The sequence below is a fragment of the Rhodophyticola sp. genome (assembly GCF_965284195.1).
Classification (GTDB): Bacteria; Pseudomonadota; Alphaproteobacteria; order Rhodobacterales; family Rhodobacteraceae; genus Rhodophyticola.
Map to the genome: position 1 here is coordinate 1399582 of NZ_CBDIRM010000001.1, position 16032 is coordinate 1415613.

Below are 16032 nucleotides of genomic sequence, written 5' to 3' on the forward strand. Positions count from 1 at the left end.
TTCGATCCTGATACCGCCCCGAACGCGCCGGCGATCTTGTTCTGACCCGCGATCGCGGGCCGCAGCAGGTGGGATGGCTCGGCTTCCACAAATTCACGGTCGCCGACCTGCTAACCCATCCGAATTGGTGCCCTATCCGCATTCAAGCTGGCGCATTGGGCGCGGGCGTTCCAAGTGCTGATTTGGTCGTGTCGCCCCAGCACCGTGTGGTCGTCTCCTCGAAAATCGTCAAACGTATGACGGGCGAGGACGAAATGATGATCCCCGCCAAGAAGCTGCTTGAACTGGATGGCGTCGAACAGATCGTCCCCGACACCGGCGTGATCTATCACCACGTCCTGTGCGAGACCCATGAAGTCATCACCGCCAACGGTGCGCTGGCCGAAACGCTGTTTCTGGGGGAGCAGGCGACCGAGATGCTCAGCCCCGAGCACCGGCAGGAAATCGAAACCCGTTTTCCGGGCCTCGCCGACCGGATGGAGATGCATCCGCTGGCAAGATCGGGTCTCGAAAATCGTGGAAAGATCGAGAAACTCGTCAGCCGGCACGCCGCGAACCACAAGGAAATCGCGGAGAGTTCCGCCGCGGCGCTCTAGCCACCGCGACCTTTCGGCATTCAGCCGAGGATTCGATCCTGATACCGCCCCGAACGCGCCGGCAAAGCGTGTCGGGGCGGCACCAACCTCTGCGAAAGATTCAGCCCGCCCCAAAGCCTCTTTCAAGCGGAACTCATCGGAACAGCCGCGACCCGGATCCACTCAAAGGCCGGGAGCGTTTCAGATGACGTTGCGCGCCCTCAACCGGGCAATATCGGCATCGGAATAACCGGCGTCGCGCAGCACCGCATCACTGTCGCCGCCCAGATCGGGTGCCGGGTGCCGGACCCTGAGCGGTGTGGCGGCGAATTTCATGGGAAAGCCGGTCATCCGTACCGTCCCGTGGCCGGGATGCGGCACGTCCAGCACCATCTCCTGCGCGGCCACTTGCGGGTCGTCCAGCACGTCCAGCATGGACTGCACCCGTCCGCAGGGCACACCAGCGCCGTTCAGCCGGGTGATCCAGTTGGCCTGCGTATCTTTCGACAGCGCCGCGTTGATCATCGCATTCAGCTCCGCGCGATGCTCAAGGCGCTTGCCGTTGGTGTCGAACCGCGGGTCGGAAAGGACATGGCCCAGATCCAGTTCGGTCATGAACTTGGCGCAGATCGCCTCGGTCGACGGGGCCACGGCGATGTCCCCGTCTGCGGTGTGAAACAAGCCGTAGGGCGATGCGATCGGATGATCGTTGCCCGTGCGCGCAGGGTCCTTGCCGCTCGCCAGCGCACCTGCGGACAGATAGGCCATCATCGACAGCATCGACATCATCATCGACGCCTCGACCTTCTGCGCCGGCCCACCGGCCTCCCGCCCGCGAAGCGCCGCAACTGCGCCAAGGGCCGCATAGAGCCCGCAGATCAGATCCGTGATCGGGTTCGCCGCCCGCAGGGGCCCGGTCTCTTCGGTTCCGTTGGTCGACATGAACCCGGACATGGCCTGCGCGATGAAATCGAAGGCCGGACGGTCCGCATAGGGCCCCGTGGACCCATAGCCGTTGATGCTAGCCACGATGAGCCCGGGGTTGATCTCGGCCAGACGCTCGGCGCTCAGGCCCATCTTGTCCAGCACGCCGGGGCGGAAGTTTTCGGTCAGGATATCGGCGTCTTTCAGCAGGCGTTCGAGCACCGCCTTGCCCTCCTCCGCGCGAAGATCGAGCGTGAGCGAGCGTTTGTTGCGATTGAACCCCGCGAAATACCAGGACATCCCGTCGACGATATCGCCCTGCCGCCGAACCGCATCGCCGTCGCGGCCTTCGATCTTGATGACGTCCGCGCCAAGATCGCCCAGGATCATCGAACAGAACGGCCCCGAAAGGATCCGGGTCAAATCGATAACGCGCACACCCGCGAGCGGAAGCATGTCGTCGGTCATCCTGCGGCCGTCGCGGTCAGCTCCGGGTCGAACCGGCGCAGGCGCGGGCCCGCCTTGAGCACCTGCCCCGGCAGATCGCGACCCACGGTGTCCTGCGTCATCCGCGCGACCTCGATAAGCGCGCCGAGGTCAAGCCCGGTCCGATAGCCGCTTTCCTCAAGCAGATAGGCCAGATCTTCGGTGCAGATATTGCCCGTCGCCCCCGCCGCGAACGGACAGCCGCCCAGACCGCCGACCGAGGCATCGAAATAGCTCACGCCCTCCGCCAGCCCGGTCATGACGCAGGCAAGGCCGACGCCGCGCGTGTTGTGGAAATGCAGGCAGATCTCCACCTCCGGGGCGTCGGCGCGGATCGCCTGAACGGCCGCCTTCACGGTTGCGGGCGTCGCCATGCCGGTCGTATCCCCAAGGCTCACGCGTTTCGCGCCAAGCTCCCGGTAGCGTCGTGCGATGCGCCCGACCTGCTCCGGCGGGACGATGCCTTCGAACGGGCAGCCGAATGCCGTGGCCATGCCCCCTTCCACGGTGATGCCCTTGCGATGCATCAGGTCCGCAACCGCCTCGAAATCCGTCAACGACTGGGCGATGGAGCGGTTCACGTTCTTGCGGTTATGCGTCTCCGACGCGGAGACCACGGTGTGAACCGCATCCACCTCGGCCTCCGCCGCGCGTTCGGCGCCCCTGAGGTTCGGGATCAGCGCGGACACTGTCGCGTCATCCGGCCGGGCGATCCCCGCGATCACCTCCGCCGCATCGGCCAGTTGCGGCACGGCGCGCGGGCTTACGAAGGAGGTCACCTGGATATGGCGCAAACCGGCGGCGAACATCGCATTCACGATCTCGATCTTGCGGCGGGTCGGGATGAATGTCTTCTCGTTCTGAAACCCGTCCCGCGGCCCCACTTCGCAGACCGTGACGGCGCTGCCTTCGGGCAGGACTCTTGCTGTGTCCGACATCTCTGATCTCCTCCCATCCGGCGGCGTTACGGTCCGTTTCTCGGCATGTAGCGCCACACGCGCCGTGCAAGATACCAGCAAGACCCGAGGCGCAGCAAGAGCCGCGCGGTTGCAAAATGACGATCTTTCCATGAGGGCGCGCTGACAAGCTTGACGATGACCGGCACGCGCCCAAGGTCCCGCCCATATGTGTCAGATCCCGGCAACCATATGAAAACATATGCTTAAATCCCACAGCAATCAAACCCGCCGACCCCAATGGCCACCCTGCCCGTGCCTCCGGCCATGGCCCAGCCATCGGATTTTTCGACGCCCGCAATCTCCATACGGCAAGACAGGCTTGAAATCCGCGAAAAGGTCACCTCTTCTGCACCGGGGTTTCTTTACGGGAGGAGTTCAGACCCATGGGAGTAAAAACCATCCTATCGGCCAAACTGGCCATTGCCACCGCCGCAACGGTATTTTCGTTGTCGGCCGCGCCGCAGATGGCGCAGGCAAATGAATGCATCGCGCCATCCAATCCGGGGGGCGGATGGGATTTCACCTGCCGGACCATCGGCCGCATCCTGTCGGAGCTGGATCTGGTGGACGGCAATGTGCAGATCACCAACATGCCCGGCGGCGTCGGTGCCGTGACATACGCGATGGTCGCATCCGAACGCTCGGACGATCCGGGCCTGATCGTCGCCACATCGACCGTCGGCGTGACACAGATCGCGCAGGGCCGCTACCCCTCGGGCATCGACACGATGCGCTATCTGGGGATGCTCGGGGCGGATGTCGGCGTTATCGCCGTCGCGGCGGACAGCGAGTACGAAACTCTGGCGGATTTGAACGCGGCGATGGTCGCCGATCCGTCAAGCGTGGTCACGGCAGGTTCCTCCGGCGCGGGGGGCTGGGATCATATCCGCCTGCTGATGGTGGCACGCGAGGCCGGTCTGGAGGATCTCACGGCGCTGCGTTGGGTTCAGTTCGACGGAGGCACCGATGCGGTGACGCAGATGATGGGCGGGCAGCTCGACGTTGTCTCGACCGATCTGGGCGAGATCGCGGGCTTCGTGGAATCCGGCGATATCCGCGTTCTGGCCGCGCTCTCCACCGAGCCGGTCCCGGCCTTTCCGGACATACCCACCGCCATCAGCCAGGGCATCGACGTGACCGGCTACAACTGGCGCGGGCTCTATACCGGCGGCGACGTCTCCGACGAGGCTTACAACGCATGGGTGGAGCGGCTTGAAACGCTCTACAACTCCGACGAATGGCAGACAGCCGCGGTCGAGTTCGGTCTGGTGCCGATCTGGATCGGCGGCGCCGACTTCGAGGCCTATGTGAGGGAGCAGGAACAGATCATGGCCGACATCTCCCGCGATATCGGCGTGATTGAATGAGCATCAGGCTTGCGGGCGCCGCGATCTTTCTGGTCGCGGCGCTCTATGCCTGGACCGCGCAGGACTACACGGCCTCGTTCGGCGACGTTCTGGGGCCGTCGGTCTTTCCGGTCATGGTGGGCATCCCGGCGATGGCGCTTGCGCTGTCGCTGGTGGTGTTTCCGGGCGGCACGGTCAGCTGGCCGTCGGGTGACCGGCTGTTGCGGCAGGCCATGGCGCTGGCTGCGCTCGTCGTCTACGCGCTGCTCCTGGAAGGTCTCGGGTTTCCGATTGCGACCGCGGCGCTCATAGCGGTGGTGGCGATCGTTCTGGATGGCCCGCCCGGCAAATCGCTCCTGATCGGCGTGGCCGGCTCGTTGTCCTTGTGGGTGCTGTTCGATCAGCTTCTCGGCCTGCCCATCGATTTTCTCGGCAGTTTCTTCACCGGTTGAGCATATATGGAAATTCTCTCGTCCCTCGCGCTTGGGTTCTCCGTGGCGCTGCAACCGCTGCACCTTGCGCTGCTGCTTTTCGGATGTTTCGCGGGCACCCTGATCGGCGCGATGCCGGGCCTTGGGCCGGTGAACGGGGTGGCGATCCTGATCCCGCTCACCTTCGCCTTCGGCTTTGACGCGACGGCCTCGCTCATCCTGCTCAGCGCGGTCTACTTCGGCTGCATGTATGGCGGGCGGATCAGTTCCATCCTGCTCAATATCCCCGGCGATGAACCCGCTGTGATGACCACGCTCGATGGTTATCCGATGGCGCAGCAGGGGCAGGCGGCGAACGCGCTTGCGATCTCGGGCGTGGCATCCTTCGTCGGGGCCACGGTTGCGATCGTGGGGCTGACCCTTTTCGCGCCGCTCCTCGCCCAGGCGGCGATCTATTTCGGGCCCGCGGACTATTTCGCGCTCTATGTCATGGCCTTTGCCACAATCGGCGGGCTGGCGGGCGTCGATCCGCGCAAGACGCTGCTGTCCGCGCTGATCGGCCTGATGATCGCAACCATCGGGCTGGACCCCGCCACCGGCATCCCGCGCTACACCGGCGGCTCCTTCAACCTCTATGACGGCATCGACCCCATCGTGGCGCTTGTGGGTCTTTTCGCCATCTCCGAACTGATGTTCCTTCTGGAGCGCGCGATCAAGGATCGCGATGCCGCGATCCGCCTGACCACCTGGATCCCGGAGGCGAAGGTCATCCTGGGCACGGCCTGGGCGACCGTGCGCGGCGCGGTGGTGGGGTTTGTCGCCGGCGTTCTGCCGGGCGCGGGCGCATCGCTTGGGGCGGTGATGAGCTATTCCATAGAAAAGCAGGTCAGCAACAAGAACAACACCTTCGGCAAGGGCGACCCCAGAGGCGTCGCGGCACCCGAGGCGGGCAACAACTCCGCCTCCGCCGGGGCGCTGATCCCGATGCTGTCGCTCGGCGTTCCGGGCTCCGGCACAACGGCCGTGATGCTGGCGATGCTGATCTCGCTCAATGTCCAGCCCGGGCCGCTTCTGTTCGAGCGCCAGCCCGATCTTGTCTGGGGTCTCGTGGCGTCGCTCTACATGGCCAATGTCATGCTGCTGATCCTGAACCTGCCCCTGATCGGCCTGTTCACGCGATTGATGGCGATCCCGACCTGGTCGCTGATGCCGCTGGTGGTCGCGATCAGCTTCATCGGCGTCTACTCGATCAGCAATTCCACCTTCGACCTCTACGTCATGATTGCGTTCGGCGTGCTGGGCTACGTGCTGCGCAAGCTCGACATCACCCTCGTGCCACTGGTGCTGGGTCTGCTGCTCGGCGCGGATATGGAAAACAACCTGCGCCGGGCCCTGTCGATCTCGGGCGGCGATTACGGCGTGCTTGTCGCAAGCTGGATTTCGGTGGCTCTCTATCTGGCGACGGCCGCCTTTCTGGCTCTGTCGATCTGGCTGGGCCTGCGGGACCGCAAGCGCGCCCCGGCGGCGGAGTGAAACTGTCCGGAAGGCGGGGGGCCTCATGCGCCACGACTTCACCAGTCTGATCCTGTTCAGGGCCGTCGCCCGCGCCGGCTCCATCGCCGGGGCGGCGGCGAAGCACAACATGGCTGCCTCCGCCGTTTCCAAACGGATATCGGACCTTGAGACCCGGCTGGGCGCACCCCTTCTCTACAGGGAGCGGCGCGGTGTCGACGTCACCGCGGCAGGGCGCGAGTTGCTGACCCATATCGACAGTCTGGTTGGCGTGGTCGAGCATATGGATGCCGAAATGAGCCGCTATGCCGATGGCAAGCTTGGCACCATCCGGGTCGCAGCCAATACCTCCTCCATCACCCAGTTTCTGCCCGAAGACCTTGCCGAGTTCGTCAAGCATCACCCGGAATTGCGGATCGAGCTTGCGGAACGGACCAGCCGGGAAATCCTCAAGGCGGTGCACGAAGGGCAATGCGATATCGGCATCTTTTCCGGCCTGACCGGTACCAAGGGGCTGAGGACCCTGCCCTACAGGCGCGACACGCTGGTTGTGGCAATGCCCCCCGAGCACCGGCTTGCGCGGCAGGCGGCGGTCCCGTTCGAGGCGCTTCTGGATGAGGATTTCGTCGGCCTGCAGGGGGGCAGTTCCATCCAGTCCCATGTGCGCAAAGTCGCGGCCGCCGCGGGCCGGGAGTTGAGAATCCGGGTCGAGGTTCAAAGCTTCGACGGGGTTCGCCGCATGGTGCAGGCCCGGCTCGGGATCGCGATCCTGCCCTATGGCGCGGTCGAGCCCTATGTCCACGATGCGGAGCTGACCATGGTCGCGCTGGATGAGCCTTGGGCGAAGCGCGACCTTTTCATAGCGGTGCGCAGGCTGGGCACCCTGCCCCGCCACGCAAGGCTCCTGCTTGACAGCCTGACAGGGTCCTAGGCCGGGCCGGTCAGTCCGCCGGGGGCGCGACCGGCTTGCCGCCAGAGGGGCGGGCCGGTGCGGGATCGGGTTGCGCTTTGGGATCTTTCGATTGCGACGCCTTTTTCTCGGCCGCCTCAATCCTCGCCAAGTCGTTGAACGACATTCTGGCTTTCCTTTTCAGGCCGCCGGGATATCCGGCAGCCAGCCACCAGTACTGAACGGCCTGGCGAATAGCAAAGGAAACCTTGGCCCATCGAAGCTACCCCCCTTGCAAACCCGGCCGCCAATCGCCAAGTAAAGGATGCTACTGACCTCATTTTCGACCCTCTGTTTTCCTTCACCGGCTCACAGCGCTCGACACAGTCGTGAGAAGCCGGGCTGCCGCATTCTGTGGGCGGCGATCATACAAGGAAACTTCACATGGCCAATGGCACAGTGAAATGGTTCAATTCTTCCAAAGGCTTCGGCTTCATCGCCCCCGAAACAGGCGGCAAGGACGTGTTCTTGCACATCTCCGCGCTGGAGCGGGCGGGCATGACCAGCCTCGATGACGATCAGAAGGTAACCTATGATGTCGAAGCCGGCCGTGACGGGCGGGAAAGCGCGATCAATCTTGCGCTTGCCTGAATTGACTGCGCGGGCGCTCCAACGGAGCGCCCTTTCGCAATGACCGAAACCGATGGAATGACCCATCCAGCGCCCAGCCCTTCGGACTGGACCCGTGTTCTTGCCCGGTATCGCACACCCGACACCGCGCGTAGCCTCTTCGAGCTGATCGTGACACTGACACCGTTCCTGGCCCTCTGGGCCTGCGCCTGGTGGATGCTGTCGGTCAGCACCACGCTTGCCGTCTTTCTGGCGCTTGGAAACGCGGCCTTCCTGATCCGCTTGTTCATGATCCAGCACGATTGCGGCCATGGCTCCCTGTTTCGAAACCGGCAGCTCTGCGACTGGACGGGCCGTGCGATCGGCGTACTGACGCTGACGCCATATGATGTCTGGCGCAAGACCCATGCCATCCACCACGCCACCAACGGCAATCTGGACCGCCGCGGTGTCGGCGATTTGCCGACGCTGACCGTGAAGGAGTATCGGGAAAAGGGATGGATCGGCAAAGCCCTCTATCGCCTTGTCCGTAATCCGGTTTTCCTGTTCGGGGTCGTTCCCTTCTACACGTTTTTCCTGCAGAACCGGCTTCCGGTCGGCCTGATGCGATCGGGCTGGCGGTACTGGCTGAGCGCCCTGGCCACGAATGCCGCCATCGGTGCCGCCCTTGCGGCGATCATCTGGCTTGGGGGCTGGAATGTCGTCCTGTTTGTCTTCTTTCCGACCATGCTTCTCGCCGCGATCGCCGGGATGTGGTTCTTCTTCGTGCAGCATCAGTTCGAGGAAACAAGCTGGCAGCGCGAAGGCGACTGGGATGTGCAGAATGCAGCCCTTGAGGGCAGTTCGCATTACGCGCTGCCCGGGATCCTGCGCTGGATCACCGGGAATATCGGCGTTCACCATGTGCATCACCTGGCCAGCCGCATTCCCTTCTACCGACTTGACGAAGTGATCAGGGATCACGATCTGCTGGCACAATCCAAGCGCATCACGCTGTGGGAAAGCTTCCGCTGTGCACGTCTTCACCTTTGGGACGAAGATCGCCGCAAACTCGTTTCGTTTGCCGAAGCGCGCAGCGCAACAGTCTGACCGCGGAGATCGTTGGGCGGCCCGTCGGCCCCGGCCTTCCGCAGCCGGTCAGGCCGCCGTTGCGATCCGGCCCGCAAGGGTCGGCGCGGCCGCCCCGGTCGTCGACGGGAAACTGCCCGGAAGGTTCCGCAGCCTGCGCATGGCGAGATAGGCGAAGCACTGCGCCTCGGTCGCGTCGCCCTCCCAGCCCACGGCCTCGGTGGTTTCCACCGTGACCTCGGCAAAGGTTTCCAGCATCTTCAGAAGCGTCGGGTTGCGGCGTCCGCCACCGCAGACGATCAGCCGCACAGGCCGCACCGGCAAGAGGTCGAGGCCCCGCCCCACCGCCGCCGCCGTGAAGGCCGTCAGCGTCGCCGCCCCATCCGCATCGGAAAGCGGGGCCGCCCAGTCATGGCCGAAATCGAACCGGTCGAGCGACTTGGGATAGGACTTGGTGAGATAGGGATGCCCGAGCGCCTGCCGGAGCCGCGCGGCGTCGACCCGGCCCGCCGCGGCAAGCTGGCCGTCGCGATCCATTTCGCCAAGCCCGCGGTTCCTGACGAAATCGTTGATCGGGGCGTTTGCAGGCCCGGTGTCGAACGCCACGAGCCCGCCCGCGCCATCGCGCGCCGTCACATTGGCCACCCCGCCGAGGTTCAGGATCGCCGTGCCGGTCCCGCCGCCGAGACTGTCCAGCAGCGCGCCGTGATAGATCGCCGAAAGCGGCGCCCCCTGCCCGCCCGCCGCCATATCCGCATTGCGGAAATCATGGACGACCCGCACCCCGAGCAGTTGCGCCATCAGGGCCCCGTCGCCAAGCTGCCGGGTCCGCCCCGGCCGCCCGCCCACGGGCGCGCGATGCAGGACGGTCTGGCCATGAAACCCGACCGCCGCGATGTCGGACATCGCCAGTCCCGCCTCTGCCATCAGCCGGGTGACGGCGGCGGATTGCGCGCGGGTAATCCGCTCCTCCGCCGCGGCGAAGATGGCAGGCTCCGGGCCGTCGAAGTTCCAGTCGAGCGCCGCGCTCAGGCAGCGGGGCAGGATCGCGCGGGTGTCCTCGTCATAGGGGTAAAGCGCATGTGGGCCGAATTCTGCCACGCCCTCCCCATCGGTGCGCAGGAGCGCCACATCGATATTCCCGTCAAGGACCGTGCCGGTCATCAGGCCGACGCACCACTGCATATCCATTCCATCACTCCGCGAAGAGCGCCTCTCCCAACGCGCGCCTGAGATCGGCGATGCCGCTTTCTGTGTGGCGTGTGGGGTGGACGCGGTTGGTCAGAAAGGTCCAGGCAATCCCGGCCTCCGGATCGATCCAGAGCCCGGTGCCGGTGAAACCGGTATGCCCGATGGTCGCGGCCGAGCAGTTCTGCCCGCCGGACCAGCCTTCATGGCGGATTTCCCACCCATGGCTGCGTGTGGGCGAGAGCGCCGTGAAGATGGGCGCCGGACCCCCCGAAAGCCTGTCTTCGGCAAAACCGAGCAGCGCGTCGGCGGTGCCGAAAAGCCCTGCATGCCCGGCGCCCTGCAAGGCAAAGCAGTTCTCGTCATGCACCTCGCCGCGGAGGATACGCCCGCGCCACGCGCAGGCCTCGGTCGCCGCGCAGGTCTCCGGATCGGGGGCAAAGGTGAAGCCCGGCCCTGGGTCCATCTGCCTGATCGGGCAGCCTTCAAGACGTTCCAGCGCGATGCCGAGCAGGATGAAATTGATGTCGGAATAGACCGGAGGCGCCTGCCGCCTCCATGCGCGCTGCAACACGAAGGCGCGCAATCGGTCCGGGTCGCCGCCATAGGTGTAGATCGGCTCGACCGCGGGAAAGGGCGTCCGGTGGGCAAGGCAGTCGCGAAAGGTAACCTGCCGCTCCCAGCTCTCGGCATCGTATTGGCGCAGGTCCGGAATGACGGAAGTGAGCGGTGCATCAAGGTCGATCCGCCCCGCCTCCGCGTGGGCAAGAATGCGCTCAGTCGTGAAAACCGGTTTGGTCAGCGACGCAAGATCGAACAGCGTGTCGCATGTGACGGGCACCTCTTCGGGAAACCTCGCCGCCAGTCCCGTCGCCCGCACATGCCGCCCGCCGGGGCCGGTGACGCCAAGCACAGCGCAGGGAATGCGCCCGGCGGCCACGGCACCCGCCGCGTGGGCCCAGGCCGCATCGAGGGTCATGCCGCGGGCTCCACCGCGACACGGTGATCGGGGCCATGATCCTGCCAGCTTTGCGGCGGGGCCTGCCACCCGCCCGGGCGCAGCGTCGAGGGAACCTCGTCCGTGTCCAGCGCGAAATCGACATGCCGGCGCTCGATCGACGGGACCGCCGCGATGAGCTTGCGGGTGTACGGGTGACGCGGATCGGACAGGACCGACCGGGCCGCGCCGATCTCGACGATGCGACCGGCATAGATCACCGCGATCCGGTGCGCGATACGCTCCACCACGGCCATGTCGTGGGACACGAAGAGATAGGCCAGCCCGAAATCCCGCTGGAGGTCGATCAGAAGGTCAAGCACCTTGGCCTGCACCGATACATCGAGGGCCGAGACGGCCTCGTCCAGAACCAGCACCCGGGGGTTCGGCATCAGGGCGCGCGCGATGCAGATGCGTTGCCGCTGTCCGCCGGAGAACTCGTGCGGATAGCGCGCCAGCGCATCCTGCGGCAGGTCCACCTTGTCGAGCAGCATCCGCATCCGGTCGAGCGCGGCGGCATCCACCCGCCTGCCCGCCGCGATCACCGGTTCGGAGAGGAGCGCGCGCACGTCCATCCGCGGATTGAGCGAGGCGTTGGGGTTCTGGAACACCATCTGCACCGCGCGGCCTTCCGCCCCCTCCACCCGACCCGCCGTCGGCCGCACCAGATCGAGGATGGCGCGCGCCGTGGTCGACTTGCCGGAGCCGCTTTCGCCCACGATGCCAAGCGTCTCGCCCGGGACCAGATCGAAGGACACGCCCTCGACCGCGTGGACATATTCTTTCGCCTGCCTGAGGAAACCGCCGCCCACGGAGAAGCGGACGCCGAGGTCCTCGACCCGCAGCGTGGCCGCCGCGCCCTTGCCGCGAACCGCATCGACACGGGCCGACCGTCCGCCCCGGAAATGGGGCACCGCACTCAGCAGATGGCGTGTGTAGTCATGGGCGGGCCTGTCGAAGACTTCATCGGCGGCCCCGCTTTCCACCGCGCGCCCGCCCTGCATCACCACCACCCGGTCCGCGATCCCCGCGACAAGGCCGATGTCATGGGTGATGAAGATCAGGCCCATCCCGGTTTCCCGCTTCATCTCCGCCAGAAGCGCGAGGATCTGCGCCTGTATGGTCACATCGAGCGCTGTCGTCGGCTCATCCGCGATCAGCAGGCGGGGCTCCCCCGCGAAGGCCATGGCGATCATGATCCGCTGGAGCATGCCGCCCGACATCTGGTGCGGTGCCTGATCGAGGCGTCGCGCGGCATCGGGAATGCGAACCCGCTCAAGGGCCCCGATCGCGGCCTGCCGTACCGCCCGCCCGCTCAGACCGCGACGTTTGGCGAAGATCTCGCCGATCTGTGTGCCGATCCTGAGCACGGGGTTGAGCGAGGTCATCGGCTCCTGAAAGATCATCCCGATCTCGCCCCCGCGAAGGCTCTGCATCCGGGCCTCGGAGGCGGTGGCGAGATCGGTCGTCCCGTCGAGCAGGATCGACCCGCCGAGGATGCGCCCGCCGCTGTAGTCCACCAGCCGATTGATCGACATCGCCGTGACCGATTTGCCCGACCCGCTTTCGCCCACGATGGCCAGCGTTTCGCCGGCGGCAAGGTCGAGGTCGACACCCTGCACCACCTCGGTCTCGTGACCGGGCCTGCCGAAACCCACGCGCAGATCCCTGACCGAAAGCAGCGTCATGTCAGCGCCCTCCGCGAGCGCGGATCCGCGATGTCGCGCAGCGCATCGCCCAGAAGGTTGAAGCCGAGAACCGCCAGCATGATCACCGCCGCCGGGAAGATCAGCATCCAGGGCGCCATCTCCATCAGGTTGCGGCTGTCCGACAGCATCAGCCCGAGGGACGGGTTGGGCGGCTGGGTGCCGAGGCCGAGAAAGCTGAGCGCGGCCTCCGTCAGGAGCGCCCAGGCAAGGGCCAGCGTGAACTGCACCGTGAGCGGGGCCACGAGGTTGCCAAGCAGATGGCGTGTCAGAATGTAGCGCCGCGAACTGCCGAAGGTACGCGCGGCGTCGACGAAGCTGCGCGTCTTGAGCGACAGCGCGGGGCCGCGCGCGACACGGGTGAAGATCGGCGTGTAGACCACCGCGATGGCAAGAACCGAGGTGGCCATCCCGGCCTCAAGGATCGCCACGATCAGAAGCGCCAGAAGGATCGCCGGGAAGGCCAGGAGCACGTCCATCATGCGCATCGCCACCCCGTCCCAGAGCCCGCCGAACCACGCCGCCGTGAGGCCGAGCACCGTGCCGACAGTGGCCGCGATCCCGACGGAGAGGAAGGCCACCGTGAAGGACTGGCCGACGCCCACCATCAGCCGGCTCAGAATGTCGCGGCCGAAAAGGTCGGCTCCCATGAAATAGCTCCCGCCCGGCGGCTGAAGCCGCGCGAGCCGGTCCTGCGCCAGCGGATCGTGCGGCGTGAGGCCGAGCAGGCCCAGCACAGCCGCCACGGTGAGCACCCCGATGATGACAAGGCCGATGCGACCGGCCGAGTGCCGCAGGAGCGCGCCCGCGATCCTCATGGCCTGTCTCCGTACCGGATGCGCGGATCGAGCGCGGCATAGGCCAGATCGACCAGCAGGTTCACGAGCATGAAGTTGAACGCGATGAAGAGGACAACACCCTGCACAAGCGCGTAGTCGCGTTGCAGGATCGCGTCGAGGACGACCCGCCCGAGCCCCGGCAGCGCAAAGATCTGCTCCACGATCACGGCGCCGCCGAGAAGATAGCCGAACTCCACCCCGCTGAGTGTCAGCACCGGGATCAGGGCGTTGGGCAGGGCGTGGCGCCAGATCAAGTAGCGTTGCGAAAAGCCCTGCGAGCGCGCGGTGCGCACGTAATCCTCGCTCAGGATGTCGAGCATCGCGGCCCGTGAGATGCGGGTGACCGCCGCCGCGAAGGCGGTGCCGAGCGCGATCGCGGGCAGGATCATCTGGGCGAGGTTGCCGAGCGGATCCTCGCGGAACGGCACATAGCGGCCCATCGTCGGCAACACGCCGAAGCCCACGGACAGGATGTAGATCGCCAGCAGGGCGACGACGAAATTCGGCATCGACTGGCCGATCATCGCGAAGACACGCACGAGCAGGTCCGATGGCCGATCCGCCCGCGTGGCGGCATAGACCCCTGCCGGCAGGCCGATCAGAAGTGCGATGACCATGGACATGAGCGCCAGTTGCAGCGTCAGCGGAAAGCGGTCGAGGATGATTTGTAGCACCGGCTGCCCGTAGGTCACCGAGATGCCCAGATCGCCCCGGAAAAGGCCGCCGAGCCAGCGGAGATACTGGACGGCCCAGTTCTGGTCGAGACCGAAATAGGCCGTGAGCGCCTCGCGTTGCGCCGGGGTCAGCATCCCGCCCTCGGTGCCCAGCATCGCCGTGATGGCGTCGCCGGGCACCAGCCGGATGGCGATGAAGACGAAGACCGACACGCCCAGCATCACCAGCGGGAAAACCGCGAGACGTCTGAGAAAGTAACTCACGTCGGTCCCTCCGCCGGCAGGCTTCGCGTCACTCGGAGATCGTCACATCGACAAGCCCGAAAAGCGACCCGGTCGGACTCGGCTCGAACCCGTCAACACCGTCGCGCTGTGCGGTGTAGGTGTTGCCGGTGAAGAGCCAGACCCAGGGTGCCATCTCGGCCAGATGGCTTTCGAACCGGGCGAAGATCTCGCGCCGCGCCGCCTCGTCGGTCTCGGTGCGGCCCTCGGCCATCAGGCTGTCGAGCGTATCGTCGATATAGTTGGCCACGCCTTGCAGGTTGCCGTCCCGCGTCCAGTAGCGGTTATACATCGTGTAGGGGTCGACCCGCCCGCCATTCAGCGCCACGGCCATGTCGAAATCCCCCGCCAGCCAGCGGTCGATATAGACATTCATCTCCTGCATCTCGATCTCAAGCTCGATGCCGACCTCGGCAAGCTGCGACTGGATAAGCTGCGCCACGGCGGACGCGGTCGGCGGCTCGCCGGTTGCCGCCATGAGCGTCGCGCTGAACCCGCCGGCATAGCCCGCCTCTGCCAGAAGGGCGCGCGCGCGCTCCTGGTCCTGCTCGTAGCAGAAAAGCCCCTGCGGGTCGCTGCGATAGGCCGGCGATGTGAGCGGCCCGGTCACCTCCCCCTCGCCCAGAAGGGCTGCATCGAGGATATCCTGCCGGTCCACGGCGCAGGCGATGGCCTGCCGCACCGCCAGGTCGCCCATCGGCTCCCGCGCGGCGTTGAGCTGAAGCACATAATAACTGAGCGTGGGCGCGGCGTTGAGTTCAAGCCCGGCCGTCTGCGGCACAAGCGTTGCCACAAGCGGATCGTTGATCAGCGCGAAATCCGCCTGCCCCGCCCGCAGCGCGGCCAGAAGCGCGGTTTCGTCGGGCAGCACATTCACCGCGATCTCGTCATAGGCGATGTCTCCGCCATGCCAATCCTCGAACGCGGCAAGACGGGCATTCGCATTGGGCACCCGCTCGGCCAGGGTGAAGGGGCCGGACCCCACGATCTCCGTGCCGATGGTTCCCGCCGCGATGGCGGAGGCCGGCACGATGGCGGCATTGACCGAGGCCAGACCGTTCAGGATCGGGGCGTCCGGCCCGTCGAGCTGGAGAACGACGGTCTGCGCATCGGGCGTCTCGATCCCGATGATGGAGGTGTAGTTGGCCCGCGCCACGGCACCGGTCGCCTCGTCCAGGATACGTTCGAAAGAGGCGCGCACGTCCTCGGAGGTCACGGATGTGCCATCGTGGAACACCGCGTCGGGATCAAGCCGGAAGGTAAGCTGCGTGCCGTCTTCGGAGAAGGACCAGCTTTCGGCCACCGCCGGCTGAAGTTCGAGATTTGCATCGAGGCGCACCAGCGGCTCGTAAAGCAGTTCCAGCAGGCGGATCGAGGCGAAGCCCGGCTGCGTGTGCGGGTCCAGCCCGGTCGCGTCCTGCGACCATGCCACGTTCAGCGTCTGCGCCCCGGCCGGAGCGACCAGTGCGGTGGTGAGGCCGAGCGCCAGCGCGGCGGCCGTCTTCTTGATCGAAGTCATTCGAAAC

General features: G+C 65.9%; 15 protein-coding genes and 1 pseudogene. 7 read left to right on the forward strand and 9 right to left on the reverse strand.

Annotated elements, in window-relative coordinates:
* Positions 1 to 35: 35 nt before the first annotated feature.
* Positions 36 to 596: pseudogene (locus ACQ651_RS06965) on the forward strand (Hint domain-containing protein); the annotation flags it as partial.
* Positions 597 to 776: 180 nt separating this feature from the next.
* Here the strand turns inward: ACQ651_RS06965 and ACQ651_RS06970 are convergent.
* Positions 777 to 1967: a CaiB/BaiF CoA transferase family protein gene (locus ACQ651_RS06970; RefSeq protein WP_430448880.1), complete on the reverse strand. Its 1191-nt coding sequence runs from the start codon at positions 1965 to 1967 to the stop codon at positions 777 to 779.
* Entirely contained in the window at positions 1964 to 2923 is a 960-nt protein-coding gene (locus tag ACQ651_RS06975; protein ID WP_430448881.1) for a hydroxymethylglutaryl-CoA lyase, read from the reverse strand. The genes ACQ651_RS06970 and ACQ651_RS06975 overlap by 4 nt, the downstream gene beginning before the upstream one ends.
* A 404-nt stretch (positions 2924 to 3327) precedes the next feature.
* Here ACQ651_RS06975 and ACQ651_RS06980 point away from each other — a divergent pair, with 404 nt between their 5' ends.
* From ACQ651_RS06980 to ACQ651_RS06995, 4 genes are read left to right on the forward strand one after another with little or no spacing between them, the layout of a single operon-like run.
* Positions 3328 to 4311, forward strand: a complete 984-nt coding sequence (locus tag ACQ651_RS06980; protein WP_430448882.1) for a Bug family tripartite tricarboxylate transporter substrate binding protein — start codon at positions 3328 to 3330, stop codon at positions 4309 to 4311.
* Positions 4308 to 4742 (forward strand): tripartite tricarboxylate transporter TctB family protein, encoded by a 435-nt coding sequence (locus tag ACQ651_RS06985; RefSeq protein ID WP_227286060.1) that lies wholly within the window; start codon positions 4308 to 4310, stop codon positions 4740 to 4742. The genes ACQ651_RS06980 and ACQ651_RS06985 overlap by 4 nt, the downstream gene beginning before the upstream one ends.
* Before the next feature lie 6 nt (positions 4743 to 4748).
* Complete coding sequence (locus ACQ651_RS06990) at positions 4749 to 6254, forward strand: tripartite tricarboxylate transporter permease (RefSeq protein ID WP_430448883.1); 1506 nt, start codon at positions 4749 to 4751, stop codon at positions 6252 to 6254.
* Positions 6255 to 6279: 25 nt separating this feature from the next.
* A complete protein-coding gene (locus ACQ651_RS06995; RefSeq protein WP_227286062.1) occupies positions 6280 to 7164 on the forward strand; it encodes a LysR substrate-binding domain-containing protein in 885 nt (294 codons plus the stop codon).
* Between the two features lie 10 nt (positions 7165 to 7174).
* Here the strand turns inward: ACQ651_RS06995 and ACQ651_RS07000 are convergent, their stop codons facing one another.
* On the reverse strand, positions 7175 to 7309 hold the full coding sequence (locus tag ACQ651_RS07000) for a hypothetical protein (RefSeq protein WP_286193382.1): 135 nt from the start codon (positions 7307 to 7309) through the stop codon (positions 7175 to 7177).
* Positions 7310 to 7566: 257 nt separating this feature from the next.
* Between ACQ651_RS07000 and ACQ651_RS07005 the strand changes: the two genes are divergently transcribed.
* Positions 7567 to 7773, forward strand: coding sequence for a cold-shock protein (locus tag ACQ651_RS07005; RefSeq protein ID WP_227286063.1), 207 nt, complete (start codon positions 7567 to 7569; stop codon positions 7771 to 7773).
* A 39-nt stretch (positions 7774 to 7812) separates the two neighbouring features.
* A complete protein-coding gene (locus ACQ651_RS07010) occupies positions 7813 to 8841 on the forward strand; it encodes a fatty acid desaturase (protein ID WP_430448884.1) in 1029 nt (342 codons plus the stop codon).
* Positions 8842 to 8889: 48 nt separating this feature from the next.
* On the opposite strand, the gene ACQ651_RS07015 is transcribed toward ACQ651_RS07010, so the two are convergent.
* Genes ACQ651_RS07015 through ACQ651_RS07040 form a run of 6 tightly spaced genes read right to left on the reverse strand, consistent with a single transcriptional unit; the run spans position 8890 to position 16025 of the window.
* On the reverse strand, positions 8890 to 10011 hold the full coding sequence (locus ACQ651_RS07015; RefSeq protein ID WP_430448885.1) for an anhydro-N-acetylmuramic acid kinase: 1122 nt from the start codon (positions 10009 to 10011) through the stop codon (positions 8890 to 8892).
* Between the two features lie 4 nt (positions 10012 to 10015).
* The gene (locus ACQ651_RS07020) at positions 10016 to 10987 is read right to left on the reverse strand and encodes a serine hydrolase domain-containing protein (protein WP_430448886.1); all 972 of its coding nucleotides are present in this window, start codon (positions 10985 to 10987) and stop codon (positions 10016 to 10018) included.
* Entirely contained in the window at positions 10984 to 12693 is a 1710-nt protein-coding gene (locus tag ACQ651_RS07025; protein WP_430448887.1) for a dipeptide ABC transporter ATP-binding protein, read from the reverse strand. The genes ACQ651_RS07020 and ACQ651_RS07025 overlap by 4 nt, the downstream gene beginning before the upstream one ends.
* Entirely contained in the window at positions 12690 to 13529 is an 840-nt protein-coding gene (locus tag ACQ651_RS07030; protein WP_430448888.1) for an ABC transporter permease, read from the reverse strand. The genes ACQ651_RS07025 and ACQ651_RS07030 overlap by 4 nt, the downstream gene beginning before the upstream one ends.
* Positions 13526 to 14488, reverse strand: coding sequence for an ABC transporter permease (locus tag ACQ651_RS07035; protein WP_430448889.1), 963 nt, complete (start codon positions 14486 to 14488; stop codon positions 13526 to 13528). Before ACQ651_RS07035 ends, ACQ651_RS07030 begins: the two co-directional genes overlap by 4 nt.
* Before the next feature lie 28 nt (positions 14489 to 14516).
* Positions 14517 to 16025 (reverse strand): ABC transporter substrate-binding protein, encoded by a 1509-nt coding sequence (locus ACQ651_RS07040; RefSeq protein ID WP_430448890.1) that lies wholly within the window; start codon positions 16023 to 16025, stop codon positions 14517 to 14519.
* Positions 16026 to 16032: the final 7 nt, after the last annotated feature.

Excerpts from the sequence above, each read along its gene's own strand:
- ACQ651_RS06970 (WP_430448880.1), bottom strand. The coding sequence starts at position 1,967 with ATGACCGACGACATGCTTCCGCTCGCGGGTGTGCGCGTTATCGATTTG.
- ACQ651_RS06975 (WP_430448881.1), bottom strand. The coding sequence starts at position 2,923 with ATGTCGGACACAGCAAGAGTCCTGCCCGAAGGCAGCGCCGTCACGGTC.
- ACQ651_RS06980 (WP_430448882.1), top strand. The coding sequence starts at position 3,328 with ATGGGAGTAAAAACCATCCTATCGGCCAAACTGGCCATTGCCACCGCC.
- ACQ651_RS06985 (WP_227286060.1), top strand. The coding sequence starts at position 4,308 with ATGAGCATCAGGCTTGCGGGCGCCGCGATCTTTCTGGTCGCGGCGCTC.
- ACQ651_RS06990 (WP_430448883.1), top strand. The coding sequence starts at position 4,749 with ATGGAAATTCTCTCGTCCCTCGCGCTTGGGTTCTCCGTGGCGCTGCAA.
- ACQ651_RS06995 (WP_227286062.1), top strand. The coding sequence starts at position 6,280 with ATGCGCCACGACTTCACCAGTCTGATCCTGTTCAGGGCCGTCGCCCGC.
- ACQ651_RS07000 (WP_286193382.1), bottom strand. The coding sequence starts at position 7,309 with ATGTCGTTCAACGACTTGGCGAGGATTGAGGCGGCCGAGAAAAAGGCG.
- ACQ651_RS07005 (WP_227286063.1), top strand. The coding sequence starts at position 7,567 with ATGGCCAATGGCACAGTGAAATGGTTCAATTCTTCCAAAGGCTTCGGC.
- ACQ651_RS07010 (WP_430448884.1), top strand. The coding sequence starts at position 7,813 with ATGACCGAAACCGATGGAATGACCCATCCAGCGCCCAGCCCTTCGGAC.
- ACQ651_RS07015 (WP_430448885.1), bottom strand. The coding sequence starts at position 10,011 with ATGGATATGCAGTGGTGCGTCGGCCTGATGACCGGCACGGTCCTTGAC.
- ACQ651_RS07020 (WP_430448886.1), bottom strand. The coding sequence starts at position 10,987 with ATGACCCTCGATGCGGCCTGGGCCCACGCGGCGGGTGCCGTGGCCGCC.
- ACQ651_RS07025 (WP_430448887.1), bottom strand. The coding sequence starts at position 12,693 with ATGACGCTGCTTTCGGTCAGGGATCTGCGCGTGGGTTTCGGCAGGCCC.
- ACQ651_RS07030 (WP_430448888.1), bottom strand. The coding sequence starts at position 13,529 with ATGAGGATCGCGGGCGCGCTCCTGCGGCACTCGGCCGGTCGCATCGGC.
- ACQ651_RS07040 (WP_430448890.1), bottom strand. The coding sequence starts at position 16,025 with ATGACTTCGATCAAGAAGACGGCCGCCGCGCTGGCGCTCGGCCTCACC.